This is a genomic window from Kitasatospora sp. NPDC094028, assembly GCF_049543595.1.
Taxonomy (GTDB): Bacteria; Actinomycetota; Actinomycetes; order Streptomycetales; family Streptomycetaceae; genus Kitasatospora.
Map to the genome: position 1 here is coordinate 384,217 of NZ_JBMVFA010000001.1, position 23,989 is coordinate 408,205.

Genomic DNA, 23,989 nt, shown 5'->3' on the forward strand with positions numbered 1-23,989 from the left:
CGTAGGGGGCGCCGTGTATCTGGCCTTGGGCCTGCGGGTGGGGTTGGTGGTCCCCCGGTGGGCCCCCTTAGGGGGTGGGGGGTGCCGGGGGGGGGGGGGGGGTGGGGGGGGCGCGGGGGGGCACTGGTGGCGCCCCCGCGCGCTGTGTGCTTCGGGGCCGGGGTGGGACCCGGCCGCCGGGGCCGGCCGCTGGGGCCGGCCGTGGGCCGTTGCCGGGTCAGCCGTTGAAGGTGCCGGACTTCTCGACGGCCCACTTGCCGTCCTTGACGGTGTAGACCGTGAGCTGCTTGTTGGTGGTGTCGCCGAACTCGTCGAAGGAGACCTTGCCGGTGACGCCGTCGAAGCTGACCTTCTGGACGGCGTCGCGGACGGCGACGCGGGCGTCGGCGCCGGTGGGGAGCTTGCCCTTCTCCTTCACGACGTTCTTGACGGCCTCGATGATGGCCCAGGCGCTGTCGTAGGAGTAGCCGCCGTAGGTCTCGTAGGCGTCCTTGTAGTTGGCGGCCTTGTAGTCGGCGATGAACTGCTTGGCGGTGGGGAGGGATTCGACGGGCAGGCCGACCGCGGTGGCGAGGTCGCCGGTGCTCTTCGGGTTGAGCTTGATGAAGTCGCCGCTCTGGATGCCGTCGCCGCCCATCAGGGGGACGGTCACGCCGGCGTCCTTGAGCTGGAGGGAGAGCGGGCCTGCGGCGGGGTACTCGCCGCCGTAGTAGACGGCGTCGGCGCCGGAGCTCTTGACCTGGGTGACGATGGCGGCGAAGTCGCGGTCGTCGGGGTTGACGTGCTGCTCGCCGGCGATGGTGCCGCCGAGCTTGGTGAACTCGCCCTTGAAGGTGGCGGCGAGGCCGGCGCCGTAGGTCTTCTGGTCGTCGATGATGAAGACCTTGGTCTTCTTGGCGTCGTTGTAGAGGTACTGGGCGGCGAAGGGGCCCTGGACGGCGTCGGTGGTGGCGGTGCGGAAGTAGGACTTGAAGGGGCGCTTCTTCTCGCCGCTGGCCCACTTCTCGCCCTGGCTGAGGGCGACGCCGGTGTTGGCGGGGGAGATCTCGGCCAGGTTCTTGTCGTCGAAGATCTGCTGCATCGACTGGGCGACGCTGGAGTTGAGGGGGCCGACGACGCCGAGGACCTTGTCGTCCGAGGTGAGCTGGGTGGCGTTCTGCTGGCCGGGGGCGGGCTTGGCGGTGTCGTCGAGGGCCTTGATCTCGAACTTGACGCCCGGGACCTCGTTCGTGTCGTTGGCCTTCTTCACGGCGAGCTCGACGGAGTTGCGGATGCCGAGGCCGAGGGCGGAGAGATCGCCGGTCAGGGGGGCGTCGACGCCGATGACGACGGTGGTGGCGTTGTTGTCCTTGCCGCCGGCCGTGTCGCCGGACTTCTTCTCGCCGCGGGAGCCGCAGGCGGTCAGGCTGAGGGCGCCGATGACGGCAATGCTCACGACAACTGCTGAACGATGACGCACGAGGGTCCCCTTCGGTTCAGGAGGCGCCGCGCCGAGGAATGGCGGGTGCCGGGATGCGCGGAGGGCAGAGCCCAGATCGATTGGCGCGGTGACTGGCCGTGACTCTAGATGCCGCCAGGCGACTCGGGCAGTGCTGTGGGCAGGCTGTGATTCTCTTGTTATGAGCACACGGAGCATTTGTCTCAGCATGTGGTCGGGGTGGCTCGAACGACCCGGAATCGCTGGGTGTTTACCCGCTGGTAGGGGGATGTAAGGCCCAGAAATGGGGGTTGCAGCTGGCAGCGCCGATAATCGGACGCCCTCGTCCGGTGTGCTGCTTTCGGCCGTGCACGTCCGTATTCCGGACACCGGGGGTGCTGCGCGCGGGCTCCGGGGCGGCCGGAGCCTTGGGGACTGCGGGTTACTTGGAAGTCCTACTTGTTACACAGCGTCACATGCGCGGGATATGGGCCGGGCCCTCGGGGCATGCGGGGGCCGACCGGGGTCGGACATGCCGCCGCCCCCTCGTCCAGACCAACGCCTGCCCAAGGGGGCGGATGGTCAAACAAGGGGGCGGTCAAGGGAATTGACTGATATTCGGCTGAACTCGCTTCGGCCGGCGGGCCGTTGGCCGTTGGCAGTCGGCCGTTGTCGTCGGCCGGTGTCGTTCGCGCTCGGGCGCTGCTACAGGTCGCGCAGCATGCAGGTCAGCCGGCAGCTGGTGATCCGCTTGCCGGTGTCGTCGGTGATCGCGATCTCGTACGTGGCGGCCGTGCGGCCCTTGAACACCGCCGTCGCCACCCCGGTGACCAGCCCGGACGTCGCCGAGCGGTGGTGCGTCGCGTTCAGGTCCACGCCGACCGCGTACCGGCCCGGGCCGGCGTGCAGCATCGCCCCGATCGAGCCCAGGGTCTCCGCCAGCGCCGCCGAGGCGCCGCCGTGCAGCAGTCCGTACGGCTGCTGGTTGCCCTCCACCGGCATGGTGCCGACCACGCGGTCGCCGGACGCCTCGACGATCCGGATGCCCAGCTTCTCGCCGAGGGGGCCGCCGGAGAAGGTCCCCAGGTCCACGCCGAGCTTGGCGAAGTGGTCCAGCACCTCCTGCGGGACGTTCAGGACGGGGGTGCTGTCGGGCACGCCGCCGGGGGCGCTGCCGGGGGCCGCATCGGTCATCGGGGAACTCCTGCCGCTCGGGGTCACGTCGTCGTGTTCGCCTGTGATCGTACGACCGTCCTACTCGGCGGTAGTGCGCGCGGCCGGGGCTGGCGCGGCGCTCGGTGGCCCGCCGGACCGGCCCGGGGGCCCGGCGGGCGGGCGCGGCGCCCCTTTTGTCGGTGCCGGGCCCTAGGATCGGTGGCCGGAAGTGGAATCGGCAGGAACGGACGTTGACGTGGCTACGCAGAGTACGGACAAGGGCGCGGCGGGTGGCGGCGAGGCCGGCCGGCGGCCCCGGCTGATGCTGCTCGACGGGCACTCGATGGCCTACCGGGCCTTCTACGCCCTGCCCGTGGAGAACTTCAACACCTCCACCGGCCAGCCCACCAACGCGGTCTACGGCTTCGCCTCGATGCTGGCCAACACCGTACGGGACGAGCAGCCCACCCACCTCGCCGTCGCCTTCGACCTCTCCCGGCAGACCTTCCGCTCCGCCGAGTTCCCCGACTACAAGGCCAACCGGGCCAAGACCCCGGACGAGTTCCGCAGCCAGATCGGCCTGATCGGCGAACTCCTCGACGCCATGAACGTCCCCCGGATGACGGTCGAGGGCTTCGAGGCCGACGACATCATCGCCACCCTGGCCACCGCCGCCGAGGCGGCCGGCTTCGACGTCGACATCGTCACCGGCGACCGCGACTCGCTGCAGCTCGTCACCGAGCACGTCACCGTCCTCTACCCCACCAAGGGCGTCTCCGAGCTCACCCGCTACACCCCGGAGAAGGTCGCCGAGAAGTACGGCGTCACCCCGCGCCAGTACCCCGACCTGGCCGCGCTGCGCGGCGACCCGTCCGACAACCTGCCCGGCATCCCCGGCGTCGGCGAGAAGACCGCCGCCAAGTGGGTCAACCAGTTCGGCTCCTTCGACGAACTCGTCGCCCGCGCCGACGAGGTCAAGGGCAAGATCGGCGAGAAGCTGCGCGACAACCTCGACTCCGTCAAGCGCAACCGGATGCTCACCGAGCTCGTCCGCGACGTCGAACTCCCGCTCGGCGTCGACGACCTGGACCGCAAGCCGTTCGACAAGGGCGCGGTCGGCACGCTGATGGAGTCGCTGGAGTTCCGCAACGCCAACTTCCGCGACCGCGTCTTCGGCATCGACCCGTCGGCCGGCGAGGAGGAGGCTGCCGAGCTCGCCCCCGGCGTCGAGGTCGACGGCGAACTGCTCACCGACCCCGGCACGCTGGCCGCCTGGCTGCGCGAGCACGCCTCGGACGGCAAGACCGCGGTGGCGCTGGCCGCCGTCTACCAGTGGGCCCTCGGCGCCGGCGAGGTCACCGAAGTGGCCCTGGCCGCCGGGGAGTCCGCCGCCTGGTTCGACCCGGCCCTGCTCGCCGAGGAGGACGAGCGGGCCTTCGCCGCCTGGCTCGCCGACCCGGCCGCCCCCAAGGCCCTGCACATCGCCAAGCAGGTCATGCGCGCCTTCGCCGAACGCGGCTGGACCATCGAGGGCGTCGTCGCCGACACCGCCCTCGCCGCCTACCTGGAGAAGCCCGGCCGTCGCACCTTCACCCTCGAAGTCCTCGCCGAGGAGTACCTGGCCCGCTCCCTCACCCCGGCCCCCGCCGCCGAGAGCGGCCAACTCGCCTTCGACGCACCGGAAGAGGACGAGACCGCCGCCGCCCAGGCCCTCATGCTCCAGGCCCGCGCCGTCCTCGACCTCGCCGCGCTCTTCGACACCCGCCTCGCCGAGGTCGGCGCCGCCGGGCTGTTGCACGACATGGAACTGCCCATCGCCGCCCTGCTCGCCCGCATGGAGCGCTACGGCATCGCCGCCGACCGCGACTGGCTCACCCGGCTCGAAACGCAGTTCGCCGCCGAGATCCAGCGCTGTGTCGAAGAGGCCCACGCCGCCGCCGGCCACGAGTTCAACCTCGGCTCGCCCAAGCAGCTCCAGGAGATCCTCTTCGGCGAACTCGCCCTCCCCAAGACCAAGAAGATCAAGACCGGCTACACCACCGACGCCGACGCCCTCACCTGGCTCGCCACCCAGACCGACAACGAACTGCCGGTCATCCTGCTGCGCCACCGCGACCAGGCCAAGCTGCGCACCACCGTCGAGGGCCTGCTCAAGACCGTCTCGGCCAAGGGCCGCATCCACACCACCTTCAACCAGATGGTCGCCGCCACCGGCCGGCTCTCCTCGCAGGACCCGAACCTGCAGAACATCCCGGTGCGGACGGAGGAGGGCCGCGCCATCCGCCGGGCCTTCATCGTCGGCGAGGGCTACGAGTCGCTGCTCACCGCCGACTACTCCCAGATCGAACTGCGGATCATGGCCCACCTCTCCGAGGACGAGGCCCTGATCGAGGCCTTCGCCTCCGGCGAGGACCTGCACACCACCGTCGCCTCCCAGGTCTTCGAGGTGCCCGGCGCCGCCGTCGACGCCGAGATGCGCCGCAAGATCAAGGCCATGTCCTACGGCCTCGCGTACGGGCTGTCCGCCTACGGGCTCTCGCAGCAGCTCGGCATCAAGCCCGCCGAGGCGCAGGGCCTGATGGACACCTACTTCGAGCGCTTCGGCGGCGTCCGCGACTACCTGCACCGCGTCGTCGAGGAGGCCCGCGCCACCGGCTACACCGAGACCCTGCTCGGCCGCCGCCGCTACCTGCCCGACCTCAACAGCGACAACCGCCAGCGCCGCGAGATGGCCGAGCGGATGGCGCTCAACGCCCCCATCCAGGGCTCCGCCGCCGACATCGTCAAGATCGCCATGCTGCGGGTGGACGAGGCCCTGCGCGCCGCCGGCCTCACCTCCCGGATGCTGCTCCAGGTCCACGACGAAATCGTGCTCGAACTCGCCCCCGGCGAGCGCGAGCCCGTCGAGGCGATCGTCCGCGAGCAGATGGCGGGCGCCTACCCGCTGCGCGCCCCGCTCGACGTCTCGGTCGGCGTCGGCGCCGACTGGGAGGCCGCGGCGCACTGACGCGCCGCGTACGGCCGTTCGTCGGCTCCACCCCGCGCCGGCCGGCCCCCGACGAGCCCGGACGCCGCCTGCGTCCGGGCTTCGTCGTACGCCCGGCGGGGGTGCGGCTCAGTGCGGGAGGTGGCGGCGGCCGAGGGCGTGCAGGGCGTGCTCCAGGGCGTCGCGCTGGGGGGCGTCCAGGTCCGCGGTCAGTTCGGCGTCCAGGGCCTGGGCGGCGTCCGCGCAGCGGGAGAGCAGGGCGCGCCCGTCGGGGGTGAGGCTGAGGACCTGGCGGCGGCGGTCCTCCGTGTCCCGGACGCGTTCCACCGCCCCGAGTTCCTGCAGCTGGTCGGCGAGGGCGACGACCAGGCTCGGTGCCACCCCGAGCCGCTTCGCCAGCTCCTGCTGCGAGACCGCCGGCCCCGCGTCGAGCGCGGCCAGCAGGCCGGCGTGTTTGGGCTTGAGGCCCAGTGCCTCGACGCGCGCCGCGAAGCGGTCGGCGGCCACGGCGCCGAGCGTCCCCAGGTTGAACACGATCGTGGCCCGCAGCTCCGCTGCTCCCTTGACATCGCTCACGCGCAGAATGGTACCGTCTCATTATCGTTCACAGCTCGAATGATTCATGGGGGGATTCAATGAACGCCCTGATCGCCGTCAACGCCGCGGCAGCCCTCGTCAGCGCCGGATCGAGCGTCGCCGGGGTCCTGCGCCCCGGCCTCGCCCTGCCCGGGGGAGAACCCGTCACCACCGGGACCGATCTCTACGCCCGCGCCTACGCGGCCAGAGCCGTCCCGCTCGGGCTGGCCGTCGCACTCCTGGCCCTGACCGGCGCCGCCGACGCCGTCATGTGGCCGTTGCTCGCCGTCGCCGGACTGGCCCAGGCCGGCGACAGCGCGATCGGCGCCCGCTACCGCAACCGCGGCATGACCCTCGGCGCGGGCGCCTTCGCCGTCCTCCACCTCGTCTCCGCCTGCTGGACCGCCCGATGAACGCCGCGACGCTCACCGAGGCCACGCTCGCGCTCCTCCTCGAACTGGCCGTGTACGCCGCGGTCGGCCACTGGGGCTGGACCCGCGGCACCCGCCTGCCCCTGCGCCTCGCCCTGGCCCTCGGCGCGGTGGCCGTCCTGGCGGAGACCTGGGGCCTGTTCGGCGCACCGACCGCGACCTACCCGCTGCACGGCACGGCCCGCCTGCTGCTCGAACTCGGCTGGTACGGCACGGGAGCCCTGGCCCTGGTCACCGCCCGGAGGCGGCGCACCGCGCTCCGCCGGTGACCGCGGATCCGGGCGGGCGGTGCTCGACCGGGTGAAGTCGCCCGCGGTGCCGTACAGTTCCAAGACCTGGCGGCGAGGACGGCCGGGCGCGGTGGCTGCTGTCGTCCGCCCTGTTCGGGCGCCGTCTTCCGGGCGCGAACGAATGGGGAGTCCTGCTGTGACCAACGATGCCGTCGACCGGCTGCCGATGCGGCCCTTCCGGCTGATCGTGACGGGTGGTGGAACCGGCGGGCACACCTACCCGGCGCTCACCGCGGTCCGCACCGTACGGGCTCGACTCGCCGCGACCGGCCGGGCGTTGGACGTCCTGTGGGTCGGCACGGCGGACAGCCTGGAGTCCCGGGTCGCCGCGGGGGAGGGGATCGCGTTCGCGGCGGTCGCCACCGGCAAGATCCGCCGCCACCGGAACCCGCTCAAGATGATCTCCCCGGCGAACATCCGGGACATGGCGCGGGTGCCGCTCGGCATCCTGCAGGCCCGCCGGGTGGTCTCCCGGTTCCGCCCCGACGCGGTGCTGGCCACCGGCGGGTACGTCGCCGTACCGGTGGGCATCGCCGCCTCGCTGAAGCGCCGCCCGCTCGTCGTCCACGAGCAGACGGTGCGCCTGGGCCTGGCCAACCGGACCCTCGCCGGGCGGGCCGCGCGCATCGCGGTGTCCTCCGAGTCCACGCTGCCGCTGCTGCCCGAGTCGGCCCGCCCGATCGCCGTCGTCACCGGCAACCCGGTGCGGCCCGAGGTGCTGACGGGCGCCGCGGACAAGGCCGTCCACGCGCTCGGGCTGCACGGCTTCCGCCGCGACCTGCCGACCGTCTACGTCACCGGCGGCGCGCAGGGATCCGAGCAGATCAACGGCCTGGTCGCCGAGATCCTGCCGTGGCTGCTGACCGGAGCCAACGTCATCCACCAGTGCGGCCCGGCGAACGTCGACGCCCTGCGCGGCCACGCCGCCACCCTCCCGGCGGAGGCGGCGGCCCGCTACCACCTCACCGGCTTCGTCGGCCCCGAACTGCCCGACGTCCTCGCCCTCGCCGACGTGGTGATCTCCCGCAGCGGAGCCGGGACCATCGCCGAGCTGACCGCGCTCGGCAAGGCCGCCGTCCTGATCCCCCTCGCCTCCTCGGCCGGCAACGAGCAGGCCCACAACGCCCGCCACCTCCACGAGGCGGGCGCGGCGGTCGCCCTCCTCGGCGAGACGACCGGACACACCCTCGGCGCGGCCCTGGACCCGCTGCTCCGCGACCCCGCCCTGCGCGCCGACGTCGCCGCCCGCGCCCGCTCCTACGGCCGCCCGGACGCCGCCGAGCGGCTGGTCGACGTGCTCCTGGCCGCCGCGGTCGGCCACGGCTTCCAGGACTGACGCGGTGGTGGCCGCACGGGAAGTCGGCGGGGCCGACTTCCCGTGCCCGCCGGTGGCCCTCCCGGCCCCCGGCGGGCCGCCCTCGACGGAGCCCTGCACGCCGCGGGAGGCGATGAGGCGGACGGCTTCGTCGACCTGGTCCCGGTCGTAGCCGCGCCGGAGCAGGTCGAAGCGCGGGGCGGTGGGGCGCTGGTGCGGCGGCAGGGAGAAGTGGGCGTCCACCTGCGTGCGTTCGTAACCCCGCCGCACCAGGTCGAAGCGGTGCTGCGGTGCCTGCTCGGTGGCCGGCGGCGCAGGCGGCAGCGGCGGTACTTCCAGCAACACCCGGCCGTCATCCGCGAGAAGCACGTTGGAGGGCTTCACGTCCCGGTGGACGATCCCGGCCGGGCGGCCCGGGACGGAGGTGGCCCAGTCGGCGCGCAGGGAATTGGTCCGTCCGGTGGGTCAATTCCGCACTACGGTAGGCGCCATGACACCGAGATCCAGCTCGATCGACCAGCAGCCCGTGTCCCTGGCCGAGGCGCCGATGCGCCAGGCCCGCAACTCCGCCGCCTTCTGGGCCGCGACCGGCCGGAGCCGGGGACACGAGGTGATCCGGCGCCGCGGATTCGTCGCGGTCGACGGCGACGAGCGGGCAGGCGTACGGATCCTGATCCAGGAGCCCGACGTCGACCCGGGCGAACTGGCCGAACTGAGCGAACTGGTCCGCCGCGCCGCGGGCCCGGTGACCGCCGAGGACCCCTTCAGCGCGACTGACCTGGGCCACCTGGGCATGCGCAACTGGCAGATGCCGATCATGCTGCGCCTGCCCGGGCCGGTCGGCGAACCGGCGTTGGACGTGATCCGGGTGCGGCGGCCGGAGGACCTCCGGGCGGCCGAGCGGGTCGTGATCGACGGCTTCGAGCTGGACGCGTTCGAGCCCTACCGCCCCGGCGAGCTCTTCCCGCCCTCGCTGATCGAACAGCCGGGCGTGGACGTGTTCGTCGCCTCGATCGACGGCGCGGCCGCGGGGGCCTGCGTCAGCGTCGTGGCGGACGGCTTCGGCAGCCACTACTGGGTCGGCACCTCGCCCGCCTTCCGCTCGCGCGGCGCAGGCCGGGCCGTCATGCTCGGCGCCCTCGCCCACATGGCCGACCTGCCGGCCACCCTCACCTCGTCGAAGCTGGGCCGGCCGCTGTACGAGTCGCTGGGCTACACCGCCGCGTCGCCCTCGACCTGGTGGTCCGCCCCTCGGCCGGCAGCGTCGTAGCGAAGCCACCTGGCCTGAGCGCAGGAAGTCGGCGGGGCCGACTTCCTGCGCGTCACTGGTCGGCTCGGGTGGCGTTCTCCTCGGACGCCCGCTCGGCGGGGAGCTGCGGGTGTCCGAGGAGTCCCACGAGGTGGCGTGGTTCACCCCGGCCGAGACGGACGGGCTGCCGATGGTGTCGAACATCCGCAAGCGGCTGGCCGACTGGCGCTCCGGGGCGATCCCCGTGGTGCGCCAGCCGTCTTCGGCCGTGCCGGTGGATCGCCCCGGGTGCTGTCCTCGCCTGTCACTTGCGGGCGTTGGTGCGCTTGGTGGGTTCTGCCGTGGTCGGGTCTTCGGGCCAGGGGTGGCGGGGGTAGCGGCCCCTGAGGTCTGCGCGGACGGCTCGGTAGCCGTCGCGCCAGAAGCTCTCCAGGTCGCCGGTGACTGCTGCGGGGCGGCCGGCGGGGGAGAGCATGTGGATGGTCAGCGGGACGCGGCCGCCGGCCAGGGATGGGGTGGTGGTCCAGCCGAAGAGTTCTTGCAACTTGACGGCCAGCACCGGGCGTTCGGTGGTGTAGTCGATGCGGATCTTCGACCCGCTCGGCACGGTGATGCGTTCGGGGGCCAACTCGTCCAGGCGGCCTGCTTCTCCGGTTGCCCAGGGGAGGAGGCGCTGGAGGGCCGCCGTGGTGTCGATCCTGGCGAGGTCGGAGCGGCGGCGGGCGCGGGAGAGCTCTGGTTCCAGCCATTCGTCGGCACGTTCGAGCAACGCGGTGTCGGAGACGTCGGGCCAGGGGGTGCCGAGGGCGGTGTGGAGGAAGGCGAGGCGTTCGCGCAGGTTCGACGGGAACGTCAGCAGCGTGCTGACGCCCTCGCGGGTGAGACCTTCGAGGAGGGCGGTCCGTACGAGGGCGGCGTCCGGGCGGTTGAGGGGCTTCTCGGCGAGTTCGACGGCTCCGAGGGCTTCGACCTGACGGGCCGTGACCTCGCCGCGGCGGGTGTCCCAGTGGACTTCGGCGCGGCTGGTGAGCATCGCCGCGCCCGCGAGGCGCGCGGTGTCCTCGTCCAGCGCGGCGGCGTGCAGGACGCGCGCCGAGTGTGAGCCTGCCGGGCGGTCGGCGACCGCTACGGCGAGCCAGGGGGCGTTGCCGAGCCGGGTGTCCGGGGCGAGTTCGGCGGCCGTTCCCGAGGTCATCAGGTACGGGCTGCGCTCACCGGGGGCAAGCTTGTCCACCCGGGCGCGGGCGATGCGCTCCGGGAAGGCGAGGGCGACGACCAGCCCGACCGCGGCCGCATCGGGCAGCGCGCTGGCGCCTTCGTCGGAGGTGGCGCGCTGGAGGCGGCGAACTTCGTCGCGCCAGCGGCCGGCGTAGGGGTCGTGGGCCGAGCGGACCGTCCGCCACACCGCGCCGAGGTCGTCGCCCAGCGCGCGCGGCGGTTCCTCGGAGAGCAGCGCGACGACCTCGGCGGCCCGCCGGGCCCCCACGGCGGGAGCCCCGTCGAGCAGCGCCCGCCCCAATCGGGGGTGCAGCCCCGTACGGGCGAGGCGCGTGCCGCGCGGGGTGGCGCGCCCGTCCGCGTCCACCGCGCCGAGGGCCTGCAGCGTCTGCCGGGCGGCCGCCATCGCCCCGGCGGGCGGGGAGTCGGGCAGGGCGAGCCCGGTGGCGTCCGGGTCGCCCCAGCAGGCGGCCTGCAAAGCGAACGACGTCAGGTCCGCGAGCGCGATCTCCGGCGTCGGGAACCGGGCCGCCCGGGCGTCCTCGGCCTCGTGCCAGCAGCGGTACACGGTGCCGGGCGCCTCGCGCCCCGCCCGTCCGGCGCGCTGGCGGGCGGCGGCGAGGGAGGCGCGGACGGTGACGAGGGCGGAGAGCCCGCGCGCGTGGTCGGTGCGCGGTTCGCGGGCGAGTCCGGCGTCGACGACGACCCGGACGCCGGGGACGGTGAGGGAGGACTCGGCGACGGCGGTGGACAGCACGACCCGCCGCCCCTCGCCGGGCGACAGGGCGGCGTCCTGGACGGACTGCGGGGCGCGGCCGTGCAGTTGGAGGACGTCCACCGGCAGGCCGGCCAACTGCCCGGCCACCCGCGCGATTTCGCCGACGCCCGGCAGGAAGCAGAGCACGTCCCCGTCCCGTTCGCCCAGCGCCCGCCGCACGACCGCCGCGACGTGGTCGAGCAGCGCCGGATCGACCCGCGTCCCGTGCGCGGGCCGCACCGCGCGCGGCGGCGGCGCCCACACCGTCTCGACCGAGTGGGACACCCCGTGCGCCTCCACCACCGGTGCCCCGTCGAGGAGTTCGGCCCACGCGGCGGTGTCGGAGGTGGCCGAGGCGCAGACCAGGCGCAGTTCGGGGCGCAGCGCCGCCCGGACGTCCAGCAGGAAGGCCAGTGCGGTGTCGGCGTCGAGGTGCCGCTCGTGGCACTCGTCCAGGACGACCACGTCCACGCCCGCCAACTCCTGGTCGCGCTGCAGCCGTTGCAGCAGCACGCCGGTGGTGACCACCTCGACGACGGTCGACGGCCCGACCTTGCGGTCCCCGCGCACGGTGTAGCCGACCTCGCGGCCCACCGACGAGCCGAGCAGCCAGGCCATCCGCCGGGCCGCGGCCCTGACGGCGAGCCGGCGCGGCTCGGCGACGAGCACCCGCCGCGCGGGCCGGCCGTCGGCCAGCAGCCCGGCCAGCGCGAGCGGCACCAGCGTGGTCTTGCCGGTGCCCGGCGGCGCGGCGAGGACGGCGGCGCCGTGCCCGTCCAGCGCGTCGTGCAGGGCGGGCAGGGCGGTGCGGACGGGCAGCTCGCGCCACACCGGGTTCACGAACGCTCCGCCACGAAGATCGCGGTGCCGGGGATGTGCCGCCCGCGCAGGGGGGACCAGCCGCCCCACTCCTGCTCCAGGCCGGCCGGCCACTCGGGCTCGACCAGGTCGATGATCCGGAAGCCGGCGGCGACGAGTTCGCGGACCCGGTCGCCGAGGGTGCGGTGGTGCTCGACGTAGCTGGCGCGCCCCTGCTCGTCCTCCTCGACGTACGGGGTGCGGTCGAAGTAGGACGCCACCGCCGTCAGGCCCTCGACGCCGGGCTCGTCGGGGAAGGCCCAGCGGATCGGGTGGGTGACGGAGAAGACCCAGCGCCCGCCGGGCCGCAGCACCCGGTGCACCTCGCGCATCAGCCGCTCGGTGTCGGCGCTGAACGGGACGGCGCCGTACGCGGAGCAGGCGAGGTCGAAGGACCCGGGGGCGAAGGGCAGGACGGCGGCGTCGGCCTGGACGACGGCGACGGGCTCGGCGCCCCGGGCGTGGTCGATGCGCAGCGAGTGCTGGAGCTGGCGGTGCGAGATGTCGAGGGCGACGGGCCGGGCGCCCTGGGCGCGGAGCCAGCGGGAGCACTGGGCGGCGCCGGCGCCGATCTCCAGGACGTCCTTGCCCTCGACGGGGCCGAGCAGTCGGGCGTCGGCCTCGTCGAGGCCCTCGGGGCACCAGGTGAAGCGGTCGTCGCCGAGGAACTCGCCGTGCTCGTCCTGGTATTCGTCGGCGTTGCGGTCCCACCAGTGCCGGCTGGCGCGGCTGCTCTCACCGGCTCCGGCCTGGCGCCTTACCGCGTCGTCGCCGTCGTCGTCAAGATCGTGGAGCTCGGGCAGGGGCTCGGACTGGGGGGTGGTGGCCACGGTGATAATGCCCATCGCGTAGGGTGTCGACTGCGGAAGCGCCGCTGCCGCGACCCGGCCCGTGAGGGCCCGAGTCCTGGTGGTGGCATCCGGGGAAGGGTCCCTGCGGGGCGCCGCCGCGAGGCGCGCATCCGGAGGATATGGCCTGATCCGTACCGGGCTCCACCGTCTTGCCGACCTTGGCGTTGACCGTGCCCGGCCGTCCCCGTATGCTACAAGTTGCGCTGCGGGCCTGCGCGCCTCGGACGGAGCAGGTCGCGCTCGCATCTGTCGAAAGACCCCACGGTCGCAAGACGGACGCCGATTTCCCGTTGTCACGGGAATCCCGGTGCGCCGTGTTCTTGGCTGTCCGGCTTTTCGGTGGGAGCGATACGGGCCCTCCGCGTGGCATTACCTACGACTTTCATGTCCGTACCGGAGCCCTTTTCCTAATGACGAGCCCCACCGACTCCTCCCTCAGCACCACCCCGCAGGTCGCGGTCAACGACATCGGCGACGCGGAGGCCTTCCTCGCCGCCATCGACGAGACCATCAAGTACTTCAACGATGGCGACATCGTCGAGGGCGTCATCGTGAAGGTCGACCGTGACGAGGTTCTCCTCGACATCGGTTACAAGACCGAGGGCGTCATCCCGTCCCGCGAGCTCTCGATCAAGCACGACGTTGACCCGCACGAGGTCGTCGCCGTCGGTGACAACATCGAGGCCCTGGTTCTCCAGAAGGAGGACAAGGAGGGTCGTCTCATCCTGTCCAAGAAGCGCGCTCAGTACGAGCGTGCCTGGGGCACGATCGAGAAGATCAAGGAAGAGGACGGCATCGTCACCGGTACCGTCATCGAGGTCGTCAAGGGTGGTCTCATCCTCGACATCGGCCTCCGCGGCTTCCTCCCCGCCTCGCTGGTCGAGATGCGTCGCGTCCGCGACCTCCAGCCCTACGTGGGCAAGGAGCTCGAGGCCAAGATCATCGAGCTGGACAAGAACCGCAACAACGTGGTCCTGTCCCGCCGTGCCTGGCTGGAGCAGACCCAGAGCGAGGTCCGCCAGACCTTCCTCACCACCCTGCAGAAGGGCCAGGTGCGCTCCGGCGTCGTCTCCTCGATCGTCAACTTCGGTGCCTTCGTGGACCTGGGTGGCGTCGACGGCCTGGTGCACGTCTCCGAGCTGTCCTGGAAGCACATCGACCACCCGTCCGAGGTTGTCGAGGTCGGCCAGGAGGTCACCGTCGAGGTTCTCGACGTTGACATGGACCGCGAGCGCGTCTCCCTGTCGCTGAAGGCGACCCAGGAGGACCCGTGGCAGCAGTTCGCCCGTACCCACCAGATCGGCCAGGTCGTTCCGGGTAAGGTCACCAAGCTGGTTCCGTTCGGTGCGTTCGTCCGCGTGGACGAGGGCATCGAGGGTCTGGTCCACATCTCCGAGCTGGCCGAGCGCCACGTCGAGATCCCGGAGCAGGTCGTCCAGGTCGGCGACGAGATCTTCGTCAAGGTCATCGACATCGACCTGGAGCGTCGTCGCATCAGCCTGTCGCTCAAGCAGGCCAACGAGGCCCTGGGTGCCAACCCGGCCGAGGTCGAGTTCGACCCGACCCTGTACGGCATGGCCGCCTCGTACGACGACCAGGGCAACTACATCTACCCGGAGGGCTTCGACCCCGAGGCGAACGACTGGCTGCCCGGCTTCGAGAAGCAGCGTGAGGAGTGGGAGCGCCAGTACGCCGAGGCGCAGGCCCGCTTCGAGCAGCACCAGGCCCAGGTCATCAAGAGCCGCGAGGCCGACGCCCAGGCCGCCGAGGAGGGTGGCGACGCCGTCGCCGCCGCCGCGGGTGGCTCCTACTCGTCCAGCAGCGACGAGGGTGCCGGCGCCCTGGCCTCCGACGAGGCCCTGGCCGCCCTGCGCGAGAAGCTGGCCGGTGGCCAGAGCTGAGGCTCTCGCCCCCCGCTAGCTGACAGCTAGGGGAAGGGCCCCACCCGGATTCCGATCCGGGTGGGGCCCTTCTCGTTTTCCGTCTCCTCGTTTTCGTTTTCTCCGCTGATTTATTCGACGCCTGCTGATGTGTCGCCTACTGATGTGTCGCTTATGTGAAGGAAAGTGTGAGATGAGGCTCATCCGCCCGCTATAGGCCGGAGTTCGGGTTGCCCCTACATTGAGTGGAACTGCCCGAAAGGCTCCTCCATGCGCAACCCCTCCACCGCCCCCGTCGCCGTGGGCGGCCGGCTGGCCGCTCTGGGCCGGTTCTGCTTCCGCCACCGCCGCTGGGTGCTCGGCTTCTGGGCCGTCGTCCTGGTCGTCGGCGTGCTGATCGGCGGCCGGGTCTTCGAGGGCTCGGTGGCCGGCGCCTCCTCCGCCAGCGCCGAGGGCGACCGGGGCAGCGCGGTCGTCGCCGCGGCCGACCCGGCCAAGGGCACCGTGACCGCCGTGGTGGACGGCAAACCGGTGGACGACCCGGCGGTGCGCGCGGCCGTCGAGAAGGCCACCACCGAGATCGCCGCCCTGCCCGGCGTCTCCTCGGCCCTGGACGCCTACGGCCCCGGCTCCGGCCCGGCCGCGCTGCGCTCCGCGGACGGCACGGCGAGCCTGCTGACCGTACGGATGGCGGACGGCTCCACCGCCGCGCAGACCGACGCCGTCGCCCACCGGCTCGCGGCCCTGGACGGCGCGGGCGGCGCGCACGTCAAGGTCGGCGGGGACCTGGTGCTCCAGCAGGAGGTCAAGAAGCAGACCGAGCGGGACACCCGGGTCGGCGAGATGGTGACCCTGCCGCTCACCCTGGTCGTCATGGTGCTGGTCTTCGGCGGGCTGGCGGCCGCCTCGCTGCCGGTGATCGGCGCCGTCGCCTCGGTGGGCGGGGCCCTGCTCGCCATGTTCGGTTTCAGCCGGATCATGGACATCGACACCAGCGTGCTGCCGATCGCCACCGTGCTCGGGCTCGGGCTCTCGATCGACTACGCGCTGCTCATGGTGAATCGTTTCCGCGAGGAGCGCGGCCACGGCGCGGGCATCGCGGCCGCCGTCGAACGCACCGCGGCGACCGCCGGGCGCACCGTCGCCTTCTCCGGGCTGACCGTCGCCGTCGCGCTGTCCGGCCTGTTCGTGTTCACCAGCCCGGTGCTGGGCGCGGTGGCCGCCGCCGGGGTGAGCGTGGTGGTGATCGCGGTGGCCGCCGCGCTCACCCTGATCCCCGCGCTGCTCGGCTTCGCGGGCGCCCGGATCAAGGCCCCCGCCACGCCCGTCCCGGACGAGGGCTTCTTCAGCCGGACCGTCCGCAGGGTCCGCAAGCGGGCGGTTCCGGTCACGCTGGCCTCCGTCGCGCTGCTGATCGCGGCCGGGGCGCCGTTCTTCCACGCCGACATGCGCAGCTCCGGCGCCGCCGTGCTGCCCGCCTCCTCGGCCGGGCGGCAGGTCGCCGAGACGATCGACCACCGCTTCCCGCAGGCCGCGGCCGCGCCGATCACCGTGGTGGTCCAGGGCGGCGCCGAGGTGGCGCAGGCGTACGCGGACGACGTGGTCGCCAAGCTGCCCGGGGTCAGCGGGGTCCGGGCGGTGACCCCGGTCAGCGACACGGTGTCGACGGTGGACGTGCTGGTGCCCGGGGACCCGCAGGGCGGCGAGGCCAAGCAGGTGGTGCAGGAGCTGCGGGACCACCGCGGCGGGCTCACCACGTACGTGACGGGCGGCGCGGCCTCGGTGGTCGACTTCCAGGACGAGCTGATGTCGCGCGGCCCGTGGGCGCTGGGGCTGGTCGCGGCCGGGACGCTGGTGCTGCTGTTCCTGATGACCGGCTCGGTGGTGATGCCGGTCAAGGCGCTGCTGATGAACCTGCTGTCGCTCGGCGCCTCGCTGGGCGCGCTCACCCTGGTGTTCCAGGACGGCTGGTTCAGCGGGCTGCTCGGCTTCAGTCCGACCGGCGGGCTGGAGACCTTCATCCCGGTGCTGGTGTTCGCCTTCGCGTTCGGGCTGTCGATGGACTACGAGGTGTTCCTGCTCGCCCGGATCAAGGAACTGCACGCGCGCGGGCACAGCTGTCGGCGGGCGGTGGAGCTGGGCGTCCAGCGCAGCGGTCGGATCATCACCTCGGCGGCGCTGCTGATGGTGATCGTCTTCGCCGGGTTCGCCGCCGGGGACATGCTCATGGTCAAGCAGATGGGCATCGCGCTGGCCGTCGCCGTGGCGGTCGACGCCACCCTGGTGCGCTGCCTGCTGGTGCCGGCCGCGATGAGCCTGTTCGGCGAGTTCAACTGGTGGGCCCCGGCGCCGCTGCGGCGGCTGCACCGGCGCTTCGGGCTGAGCGAGCACGTCGAGCTGCCGCCCATCGAGCCGGCGGTGATCCCGGCGCAGCGGCTGGAACCGGTGGGCTCCGGCTCGGCGGTGTAGTTCCCCGGGGGAGTCAGCTCAGCCGGCGCAGCAGTTCGACGCTCGCCCGCAGCCGGGCCTGCTCCTCGGGGCTGAGGCGGGCCTCGATCGCGGTGGCGATCCGCCGCTCGCGCCGGGCGCGCTGGTCGAGGAGGGCGGCGCGGCCGGCCGCGGTGGCGGCGATCAGCTGCTTGCGGCCGTCGGTGGGGTGGGGCTGCTGGGTGACCAGTCCGGCCTCGGTCATCAGCGCGACGGTGCGGGCCATCGACTGGTGGCGCACCCGGCGCAGCTCGGCGAGTTCGGCGACGGTGCAGGAGCGCTCGTCGCGGACCAGCAGGCCGAGGACGGCGGCCTGGTTCTGCGGCAGCTCGTCGCCGTCGCGCAGCGAACGGACCAGGGTGCCGAGGGCGGCGCGCAGGTCGGCGGCGAGTTCCAGGGTGTGGGGGTGGGGGGCGCTCGGGTGGGGGGCTTCAGCGGACATGGCAGCAGTCTATCCGAAATTAATCCAGCAAAGCTGTACAGCCTTGCTGTATAGTTTCCGGCATGCGAATCACCAAGTTCGGACACGCCTGCGTCCGCGTCGAGCACACCGCCGTCACCGTCGTCGTCGACCCCGGGGCGTTCACCGACCCGGGCGCGCTCGCCGGCGCCGACGCCGTCCTGATCACCCACGAGCACATGGACCACTTCGAGGAGTCCCGGCTGCGCGCCGCGCTGGAGGCCGACCCGGCCCTGCGGGTGTGGACCAACGCCGCCGTCGCCGCTCAGCTGGACGGCGTCGCGCAGCGCGTCACCGTGGTCGGCGAGGGCGACGCCTTCGACCTCGGCGGGCCCGGCGGGCTCGGCGTCTCCGTGCACGGCGAGTGGCACGCGGTGATCCATCCGGACATCCCGCGGGTGCGCAACATCGGCTTCCTCTTCGACGGCCGGCTCTTCCACCCCGGCGACGCGTTCACCGTGCCGCCGCACGCCGTCGACACCCTGCTGCTGCCGATCGCGGCGCCGTGGAGCAAGGCCGCCGAGGTCGTCGACTACGTCCGGGAGGCGGGCCCGCGCCGGGCGGTGCCGGTGCACGAGGCGGTGCTCAGCCCGATCGGCTTCGCGGTGCAGACCCGGCTGGTCGGGCCGCAGGGGCCGGGGACCGGCGCGGAGCTGACGGTACTGGCGGAGGGGGAGAGCCTGGAGCTGGGCTGACGGCGGGATTCCTCCGCCGGTAGCCTGGCGCCATGCTGAAGATCGGACTGACGGGCGGCATCGGCGCGGGCAAGAGCGAGGTGTCCCGGCTGTTCGCCGCCCGGGGCGCGGTGATCGTCGACTCCGACGTGATCGCCCGCGAGGTGGTCGCCCCCGGGACGCACGGGCTCGCCGCCGTGACCGCCGAGTTCGGGCCGCAGGTGCTGCGGGCTGACGGCTCGCTGGACCGCCCCGCCCTCGGGGCGATCGTGTTCGCCGACCCGGAACGCCTCCGGGCGCTGAACGCGATCGTCCACCCGCTGGTGCGGGAGCGCTCCGCCGAACTGGAGGCCGCCGCCGCGCCGGACGCCGTCGTGGTCCACGACGTGCCGCTGCTCGCCGAGAACGGGCTCGCGCCGCTCTACGACCTCGTCGTGGTCGTCGACGCCGACGACCGGGTGCGGCTGGACCGGCTGGTGCGGCTGCGCGGCATGGCCGAGGAGGAGGCGCTGGCCCGGATGGCCGCGCAGGCCACCCGGACGGACCGGCTGGCGATCGCCGACCTGGTGATCGACAACAGCGGGCCGCTGGAGGCGCTGGCGCCACGGGTCGACGAGGTGTGGGCCGAGCTGGCGCGCCGCGCCGCGCGCTGAGGCTCAGGAAGCCGCGCCGAGCGGCAGGCGCGCCCGGACGGCGAAGCCGCCCTCCGGAGTCGGCCCGGCGTCCAGGGTGCCGCCGAGGTCGGCGGCGCGGGTGCGCATACCGTCCAGGCCGTGCCCGCCGGAGGGAAGGGCGGTGCGAAGCTCCGGGACCCTCCCGTCCTCGCCGGCCGGGGAGTTGACCACGGCCAGGCACAGCCCGTCCGGGTCGACCTCGACGGTGACGGCGACCTCGGCGGCCGGCGCGTGCTTGTGCGCGTTGGTCAGCGCCTCCTGCACGATCCGGTAGGCCGCGTACTGCACGGCGGGCGCCGGCTCCGGCCGCCCCCCGGCACCGGCCAGGGTCAGACCGACCGCCAGCCCGGCCTGCCGGGACTCCTCGACCAGCGCGGACAGCCCGCGCAGCGACGGCACCTGGTCGTCGGCCGGCGCCAGCACGCCCAGCAGGCCGCGCAGTTCGGTGAGCGCCTGCAAGCCGAGGGCGCGGATCAGCCCGAGCGTCTCCCCGACCGCCGCCGGATCCCCGGCCTGGGCGAACCGGGCGGCCCCGGCGTGCAGGGTGATCAGCGAGACCCGGTTGGACACCACGTCGTGCATCTCCCGGGCGAGCCGGGCCCGTTCGGCCGCCGCGGCCCGCTCCTCGGCGTGCCGCTGCGCCTCCAGCAGCAGCCGGTTGCGCTCGGCGAGGACGGCGACGGTGCGCACCCGCGCGTGGTTGGTCAGGCCGAGGGCGAGCGGGACGGCACCGAACACCAGCGGGTCCTCGACCACGTTGGCGACGCCGGAGAGGGTGGACAGGTCCTCGAAGTCGAACGGCAGCCACAGCCGCGACTCGGCGGCCGCCGTCAGCAGGAACAGCAGCGGGCCCGGGCCGCGCCGCGCCGCCAGCGTGTACAGGGCGACGGCGAGCGGCAGTTGACCGCTCGGCAGGGTGAGCACGACGACCGCCGCCGGCCAGCGCCGCCGGAACAGCAGGACCAGCGCGCCGAACGCCATCAGACCGGCGTTGACCCGCGGCGACCCGGTCGGCCCGACCTCCGGGTCGTGCACCGCGAGCGGCACCAGCACCAGCACCAGCGCGGCCGGCGCCAAAGCGGTGAGCGTGCGCGGCAGTTGGAACGACGCGACCGGGTCGTCGGCCGGAAGGGCGATGGGCAGGCGCATGCTGGGCATGCTGCCACAGCACGGCGGGCCGGGCGGGCGCGGCCGGTTGCGGGCCGGTGGACGGGCGGTGGCAGCGCGGTGGCGTGCGGGCCCCCAGGGCGCACCCCGGCGCGGACCGGGGGCGAGTGGCCGGGAAAAGGCTGGTCAACGGAGTTCGGAGAGGAGAGCATGACGGAATGAGTGATCGTTTCTCGGCCGAAGCCGAACGGCTGGCACAGTACGGAAAGGCCGAGCAGGAGCAGATCCTGGGCCCCGGCGACGACCTGTACGGCGTCGCCTACACCGGACTCAGCTGGCTGCCCAAGGAGATCCACTTCGGGATCCGGGCCGAGGGCGGCCGGCTCGTCGCCCACACCGGCCTGCGCGCGCTGCAGCTCACCGTGGGCGGCACCGACCTGGCCGCGATGGGCGTCGGCGGCGTCTGCGTCGCCGCCGACCAGCGCGGCGGCGGCCTCGCCCGGACCGTGGTCGGCGCCGCGCTCGACCACGCCCGCGAACTCGGCCACCGCTACGCCCTGCTGTTCTGCCGCCCGGAGAAGGCCGGGCTCTACCGCAAGCTCGGCTTCCGCGAGGTCGCCGAGGTCGTCACCGTCGAGCAGCCCGAGGGGCGGCTGGCGGAGATGCCGCTGCGCACCATGTGGGCGCCGCTGGTGGCGGGCGCCGCCTGGCCGGAGGGGCCGGTGCGGCTGCGGTCGCTGCCGATTTGACGCCCCCCGGCGCCACATCGGCAGGTCCCGGGGCCAGGCCCGGGTCGGGTCGGCGCGGTCCCGGGGCCGGCCGGGACGGCCCGGGGTCAGGCCGGGAGGGACTGTTCGGTGGCCGCGGCCGCGGCCGCGGGCCGGGCCCCGTCCGCGTGGCGGACCGCGGCGGAGGCCAGCGCGCGGATCATGGCGTGCGCCCGGGTGCCGTCGCCGGCCAGCTCCGGCTGGAACAGCGAGGCCAGGAAGAACGGGTGCTCCGGCAGCTCCAGGAGGCGGGCCTGGCCCGCCTCGTCCGTGCCGCTGAAGCGCAGGCCGTGTGCGGTGAGCCGCTCCTGGTAGTCGGCGTTCAGCCCGTACGCGCACAGGTAGCGCTCGACGGTGCGGGTGGTGCCGAGGACGCGCTCGGCGAGCGTGCCGGGGGTGATCTCGACCGCGCACTCGTGGCCGACCAGCGAGCAGGCGAGCGGTGCGATCACCTGCTCGGGCCGGTCCGGGTCCTCCTCGGCGTGGACGGCGTCGGTGAGGCCGCAGACGTTGCGGGCGAACTCCAGCACCGCGTGCTGGAACCCCGCGCAGGTGCCCAGGAACGGGATGCCGTGCTCGCGGGCCGTCCGGACGGCGGCCAGCGCGCCCGCCTCGCTGCGGTACGGGCTGCCGGGCAGCAGCCAGATCGCGTCGAAGCCGTGGAGCGCGCCCGGCCCGCCGGCGTCCTCGGTGGGGATCCAGTAGGCGTCCAGGACGAGCCGGTCCCGCTCGGCGAGGGCGTCGAGCAGACCGGGGATGCGGGTGTGCGAGCGGACAGCGGGGGAGCGGTCGCCGACGAGGGCGACCCGCGGGGTCAGGGAGGTCATGGGGCTATCCTGACCCCGCATCGTGGATCAGATCCAACGATGATTTCTGAATCCCCGATCAGATCGGTTGATGACCGCCGTGGACCCGCAGCAGCTGCGCACCTTCGTCACCGTCGCCCGCCTCGGCTCCTTCTCCGAAGCCGCCCGGGAACTCGGCTACACCCAGTCCGCCGTCTCCCAGCAGATCGCCGCCCTGGAAGCCGACCTCGGGACCGCCCTGCTCGTCCGCCGCCCGGTCGGCCCGACCGCCGCCGGACAGCGGCTGCTCGAACACGCCGCACCGCTGCTCGTCCGGCTCGCGGCGGCGCGCGCCGACGTCGCACGCCTGGCCGGCGCCGCGAGCGCCCGGCTGGTGCTCGGCGCGACCCCACTGGCGATCGGGGCGCGGCTGGGGCGCGTACTCGGCGAAGTGCGCCGGGAGTACCCGGGGACCGAGGTCGAGGTCCGGGTCCTCGGCCACGACGCGCTGCCCGCCCAGGTCGCCACCGGCGACCTCGACCTCGCCCTCGTCGACGGCCTCGCCGCCCCCAGCGACCCGCTGCCGCTGCCCGAAGTCGGCCCGCTCACCACCCTCGCCGTCGACGAACGCCCCGTCGCCGTCGCCCTCCCCACCGGCCACCCCCTCGCCGGCCGCACCGGCCTCGCCCTCGCCGACCTCTCCGCCGCCCGCTGGCTCGACGCCCCCGACCTCGCCCCCGGCGCCGCCCGGCTGCGCGCCGCCACCGGCGTCGACGGCTTCCGCCCCGCCGCCCACTACCACGGCACCGACCTGCACGGGCTGCTCGCGCTGATCGCCACCGGGCACGGGCTGGCGCTGCTGCCCGAGCCGGCGCCCGCGGACGCGGACGGCGGCGTCGCGTACGTGCCGGTCGCGGCGCCGCGGCTGGTGCACCGGACGGAACTGCTGCACGGCAGCCTGCCGGAAGGGCCGGCGGGGCTGCTGGCGCGACTGCTGCAGGCGTAGGGCCGGGGCGGCCCCGGCCCTGCCCCTGCCTCGCGCCCCGGTCCTGCCCCTGCCTCGGGCCCGGTCCCGGCCGCGGCCCGGCTCAGGCGGTGGCCCGGTTCAGGCGGTGGCCGGCCGCCGCCCGGCCGAGGACAGGAACGCCGCCACGGTGCCGGTGAACGCCCGCGGGTCGTCCAGCCACGGGTAGTGCCCCGCGCCCGGCTGCACCGCCAGGGTCACGTCCGGGAACAGTGCCGCCGCCTCGGTGGCCGACGCCGCGGTGGGCCACAGGTCCACCCCGCCCGCGAGCAGCAGCACCGGGCAGGGCAGCGCGCCCAGGCGGCGGCGCAGCCCCTCGGTGTCGGGGTCGTAGCCGGCGTAGTAGTGCTCGCTGACCGGGAGCGAGCGCTGCGCCGGGTCGGCGGCGGCGTGCGCGCGGGCGGCGTCGTCCCAGCGGCCGTACATCAGCGGCTCGAAGGCGAACCGGTACGGCGCGGCCTCGGCGAAGGTCCGGGCGGACTGCATGCCCTCCCAGCCGGCGACGGCCCCGGCGTGCCAGGGCTCGGCGGCGCGGGAGGCGATCACCTCCCGCACCCCGAGGTCGGAGGGCAGGCCGACCCCGGCGAACGAGGGGGTGACCAGTGCCAGGCTGGCCAGGCGCTCGGGGTGGGCGGCGGCGTAGAGCATGGCCAGGCTGCCGCCGGCGGAGTGGCCGAGCAGGTCGATCCGCTCCAGGCCGAGGTGGCGGCGCAGCGCCTCGACGTCGGCGACCAGCCGGTCGACCCGGCAGGAGGCCAGGTCGGCGGGCATCGCGGAGGCGCCGGTGCCGCGGGTGTCGGGCAGGACCAGGGGGCGGTGGGCGTTCAGGCCGCCGAGGTCGCCGAGGTACTCGGCGGCGCGGCCGGGGCCGCCGGGCAGGCAGATCAGCGGCGGGCCGTCGCCGTCGCCCAGGGTGCGGAAGGCCAGTCGGGTGCCGTCGTACGAGGTGAAGGACTCCATGGCGGACAGCCTGCGGGGGCGCGGCCGGGCCCGGCTATCGTTCAGCCACGGCTAAACGATCGAGGGGG

Annotated in this window: 20 protein-coding genes; 11 read left to right on the top strand and 9 right to left on the bottom strand. The window is 73.9% G+C overall.

What is annotated here, in order from left to right; all coding sequences use genetic code 11:
• Positions 1-217: 217 nt before the first annotated feature.
• Both ACPC54_RS01765 and ACPC54_RS01770 read right to left on the bottom strand, forming a co-directional pair.
• Positions 218-1,459: a branched-chain amino acid ABC transporter substrate-binding protein gene (locus ACPC54_RS01765; protein ID WP_498960054.1), complete on the bottom strand. Its 1,242-nt coding sequence runs from the start codon at positions 1,457-1,459 to the stop codon at positions 218-220.
• A 663-nt stretch (positions 1,460-2,122) separates the two neighbouring features.
• A complete protein-coding gene (locus ACPC54_RS01770) occupies positions 2,123-2,611 on the bottom strand; it encodes a PaaI family thioesterase (RefSeq protein WP_498960056.1) in 489 nt (162 codons plus the stop codon).
• 283 nt (positions 2,612-2,894) lie between these two features.
• Between ACPC54_RS01770 and polA the strand changes: the two genes are divergently transcribed.
• Entirely contained in the window at positions 2,895-5,579 is a 2,685-nt protein-coding gene (gene polA, locus ACPC54_RS01775) for a DNA polymerase I (RefSeq protein ID WP_498960551.1), read from the top strand.
• A 108-nt stretch (positions 5,580-5,687) separates the two neighbouring features.
• On the opposite strand, the gene ACPC54_RS01780 is transcribed toward polA, so the two are convergent.
• Entirely contained in the window at positions 5,688-6,134 is a 447-nt protein-coding gene (locus tag ACPC54_RS01780; protein ID WP_498960058.1) for a MarR family winged helix-turn-helix transcriptional regulator, read from the bottom strand.
• Positions 6,135-6,193: 59 nt separating this feature from the next.
• Between ACPC54_RS01780 and ACPC54_RS01785 the strand changes: the two genes are divergently transcribed.
• The 4 genes from ACPC54_RS01785 to ACPC54_RS01800 all read left to right on the top strand — a co-directional run bounded on the left by ACPC54_RS01785 (position 6,194) and on the right by ACPC54_RS01800 (position 9,440).
• Positions 6,194-6,547 carry a hypothetical protein gene (locus ACPC54_RS01785; protein WP_498960060.1) on the top strand — a complete coding sequence of 118 codons (354 nt, stop codon included), beginning with the start codon at positions 6,194-6,196 and terminating at the stop codon, positions 6,545-6,547.
• On the top strand, positions 6,544-6,834 hold the full coding sequence (locus ACPC54_RS01790; RefSeq protein ID WP_498960063.1) for a YrdB family protein: 291 nt from the start codon (positions 6,544-6,546) through the stop codon (positions 6,832-6,834). The genes ACPC54_RS01785 and ACPC54_RS01790 overlap by 4 nt, the downstream gene beginning before the upstream one ends.
• Positions 6,835-7,021: 187 nt before the next feature.
• Positions 7,022-8,191 (top strand): UDP-N-acetylglucosamine--N-acetylmuramyl-(pentapeptide) pyrophosphoryl-undecaprenol N-acetylglucosamine transferase, encoded by a 1,170-nt coding sequence (locus ACPC54_RS01795; RefSeq protein ID WP_498960553.1) that lies wholly within the window; start codon positions 7,022-7,024, stop codon positions 8,189-8,191.
• Positions 8,192-8,660: 469 nt separating this feature from the next.
• Positions 8,661-9,440 carry a GNAT family N-acetyltransferase gene (locus ACPC54_RS01800; RefSeq protein ID WP_498960065.1) on the top strand — a complete coding sequence of 260 codons (780 nt, stop codon included), beginning with the start codon at positions 8,661-8,663 and terminating at the stop codon, positions 9,438-9,440.
• A gap of 283 nt (positions 9,441-9,723) precedes the next feature.
• Here the strand turns inward: ACPC54_RS01800 and hrpB are convergent, their stop codons facing one another.
• A complete protein-coding gene (hrpB, locus tag ACPC54_RS01805) occupies positions 9,724-12,234 on the bottom strand; it encodes an ATP-dependent helicase HrpB (RefSeq protein WP_498960066.1) in 2,511 nt (836 codons plus the stop codon).
• Entirely contained in the window at positions 12,231-13,097 is an 867-nt protein-coding gene (locus tag ACPC54_RS01810) for a class I SAM-dependent methyltransferase (protein WP_498960069.1), read from the bottom strand. Before ACPC54_RS01810 ends, hrpB begins: the two co-directional genes overlap by 4 nt.
• A 416-nt stretch (positions 13,098-13,513) precedes the next feature.
• Here ACPC54_RS01810 and rpsA point away from each other — a divergent pair, with 416 nt between their 5' ends.
• Both rpsA and ACPC54_RS01820 read left to right on the top strand, forming a co-directional pair.
• Positions 13,514-15,004 carry a 30S ribosomal protein S1 gene (gene rpsA / locus ACPC54_RS01815; protein ID WP_498960071.1) on the top strand — a complete coding sequence of 497 codons (1,491 nt, stop codon included), beginning with the start codon at positions 13,514-13,516 and terminating at the stop codon, positions 15,002-15,004.
• A gap of 249 nt (positions 15,005-15,253) precedes the next feature.
• Complete coding sequence (locus tag ACPC54_RS01820; RefSeq protein WP_498960073.1) at positions 15,254-17,452, top strand: MMPL family transporter; 2,199 nt, start codon at positions 15,254-15,256, stop codon at positions 17,450-17,452.
• A gap of 13 nt (positions 17,453-17,465) precedes the next feature.
• Here the strand turns inward: ACPC54_RS01820 and ACPC54_RS01825 are convergent, their stop codons facing one another.
• Complete coding sequence (locus ACPC54_RS01825) at positions 17,466-17,912, bottom strand: MarR family winged helix-turn-helix transcriptional regulator (protein WP_498960075.1); 447 nt, start codon at positions 17,910-17,912, stop codon at positions 17,466-17,468.
• A gap of 62 nt (positions 17,913-17,974) precedes the next feature.
• On the opposite strand from ACPC54_RS01825, the gene ACPC54_RS01830 reads away from it, so the two are divergent.
• Together ACPC54_RS01830 and coaE are read left to right on the top strand one after the other, a co-directional pair.
• Complete coding sequence (locus ACPC54_RS01830) at positions 17,975-18,625, top strand: MBL fold metallo-hydrolase (RefSeq protein WP_498960077.1); 651 nt, start codon at positions 17,975-17,977, stop codon at positions 18,623-18,625.
• 32 nt (positions 18,626-18,657) lie between these two features.
• Positions 18,658-19,257 carry a dephospho-CoA kinase gene (coaE, locus tag ACPC54_RS01835; RefSeq protein ID WP_498960079.1) on the top strand — a complete coding sequence of 200 codons (600 nt, stop codon included), beginning with the start codon at positions 18,658-18,660 and terminating at the stop codon, positions 19,255-19,257.
• Positions 19,258-19,260: 3 nt separating this feature from the next.
• Here the strand turns inward: coaE and ACPC54_RS01840 are convergent, their stop codons facing one another.
• Entirely contained in the window at positions 19,261-20,427 is a 1,167-nt protein-coding gene (locus ACPC54_RS01840; protein ID WP_498960081.1) for a sensor histidine kinase, read from the bottom strand.
• 176 nt (positions 20,428-20,603) lie between these two features.
• Here ACPC54_RS01840 and ACPC54_RS01845 point away from each other — a divergent pair, with 176 nt between their 5' ends.
• The gene (locus tag ACPC54_RS01845) at positions 20,604-21,134 is read left to right on the top strand and encodes a GNAT family N-acetyltransferase (RefSeq protein WP_498960083.1); all 531 of its coding nucleotides are present in this window, start codon (positions 20,604-20,606) and stop codon (positions 21,132-21,134) included.
• 86 nt (positions 21,135-21,220) lie between these two features.
• Here ACPC54_RS01845 and ACPC54_RS01850 read toward each other — a convergent pair whose 3' ends face one another.
• Positions 21,221-21,979: a CTP synthase C-terminal region-related (seleno)protein gene (locus tag ACPC54_RS01850; protein ID WP_498960085.1), complete on the bottom strand. Its 759-nt coding sequence runs from the start codon at positions 21,977-21,979 to the stop codon at positions 21,221-21,223.
• A gap of 70 nt (positions 21,980-22,049) precedes the next feature.
• Here ACPC54_RS01850 and ACPC54_RS01855 point away from each other — a divergent pair, with 70 nt between their 5' ends.
• Complete coding sequence (locus tag ACPC54_RS01855) at positions 22,050-22,943, top strand: LysR family transcriptional regulator (RefSeq protein ID WP_498960088.1); 894 nt, start codon at positions 22,050-22,052, stop codon at positions 22,941-22,943.
• Positions 22,944-23,042: 99 nt separating this feature from the next.
• Here the strand turns inward: ACPC54_RS01855 and ACPC54_RS01860 are convergent, their stop codons facing one another.
• Positions 23,043-23,921, bottom strand: a complete 879-nt coding sequence (locus ACPC54_RS01860) for an alpha/beta fold hydrolase (protein ID WP_498960090.1) — start codon at positions 23,919-23,921, stop codon at positions 23,043-23,045.
• Between the last annotated feature and the right edge of the window lie 68 nt (positions 23,922-23,989).

What these genes read in the sequence shown, in the direction of transcription:
- ACPC54_RS01840 (WP_498960081.1), bottom strand. Translation starts at nt 20,427, where the DNA reads ATGCGCCTGCCCATCGCCCTTCCGGCCGACGACCCGGTCGCGTCGTTC.
- ACPC54_RS01800 (WP_498960065.1), top strand. Translation starts at nt 8,661, where the DNA reads ATGACACCGAGATCCAGCTCGATCGACCAGCAGCCCGTGTCCCTGGCC.
- ACPC54_RS01860 (WP_498960090.1), bottom strand. Translation starts at nt 23,921, where the DNA reads ATGGAGTCCTTCACCTCGTACGACGGCACCCGACTGGCCTTCCGCACC.
- ACPC54_RS01825 (WP_498960075.1), bottom strand. Translation starts at nt 17,912, where the DNA reads ATGTCCGCTGAAGCCCCCCACCCGAGCGCCCCCCACCCCCACACCCTG.
- ACPC54_RS01770 (WP_498960056.1), bottom strand. Translation starts at nt 2,611, where the DNA reads ATGACCGATGCGGCCCCCGGCAGCGCCCCCGGCGGCGTGCCCGACAGC.
- ACPC54_RS01850 (WP_498960085.1), bottom strand. Translation starts at nt 21,979, where the DNA reads ATGACCTCCCTGACCCCGCGGGTCGCCCTCGTCGGCGACCGCTCCCCC.
- ACPC54_RS01790 (WP_498960063.1), top strand. Translation starts at nt 6,544, where the DNA reads ATGAACGCCGCGACGCTCACCGAGGCCACGCTCGCGCTCCTCCTCGAA.
- ACPC54_RS01810 (WP_498960069.1), bottom strand. Translation starts at nt 13,097, where the DNA reads ATGGGCATTATCACCGTGGCCACCACCCCCCAGTCCGAGCCCCTGCCC.
- ACPC54_RS01855 (WP_498960088.1), top strand. Translation starts at nt 22,050, where the DNA reads ATGACCGCCGTGGACCCGCAGCAGCTGCGCACCTTCGTCACCGTCGCC.
- ACPC54_RS01830 (WP_498960077.1), top strand. Translation starts at nt 17,975, where the DNA reads ATGCGAATCACCAAGTTCGGACACGCCTGCGTCCGCGTCGAGCACACC.
- rpsA (WP_498960071.1), top strand. Translation starts at nt 13,514, where the DNA reads ATGACGAGCCCCACCGACTCCTCCCTCAGCACCACCCCGCAGGTCGCG.
- coaE (WP_498960079.1), top strand. Translation starts at nt 18,658, where the DNA reads ATGCTGAAGATCGGACTGACGGGCGGCATCGGCGCGGGCAAGAGCGAG.
- ACPC54_RS01785 (WP_498960060.1), top strand. Translation starts at nt 6,194, where the DNA reads ATGAACGCCCTGATCGCCGTCAACGCCGCGGCAGCCCTCGTCAGCGCC.
- ACPC54_RS01845 (WP_498960083.1), top strand. Translation starts at nt 20,604, where the DNA reads ATGAGTGATCGTTTCTCGGCCGAAGCCGAACGGCTGGCACAGTACGGA.
- polA (WP_498960551.1), top strand. Translation starts at nt 2,895, where the DNA reads ATGCTGCTCGACGGGCACTCGATGGCCTACCGGGCCTTCTACGCCCTG.
- ACPC54_RS01820 (WP_498960073.1), top strand. Translation starts at nt 15,254, where the DNA reads ATGCGCAACCCCTCCACCGCCCCCGTCGCCGTGGGCGGCCGGCTGGCC.
- ACPC54_RS01795 (WP_498960553.1), top strand. Translation starts at nt 7,022, where the DNA reads ATGCGGCCCTTCCGGCTGATCGTGACGGGTGGTGGAACCGGCGGGCAC.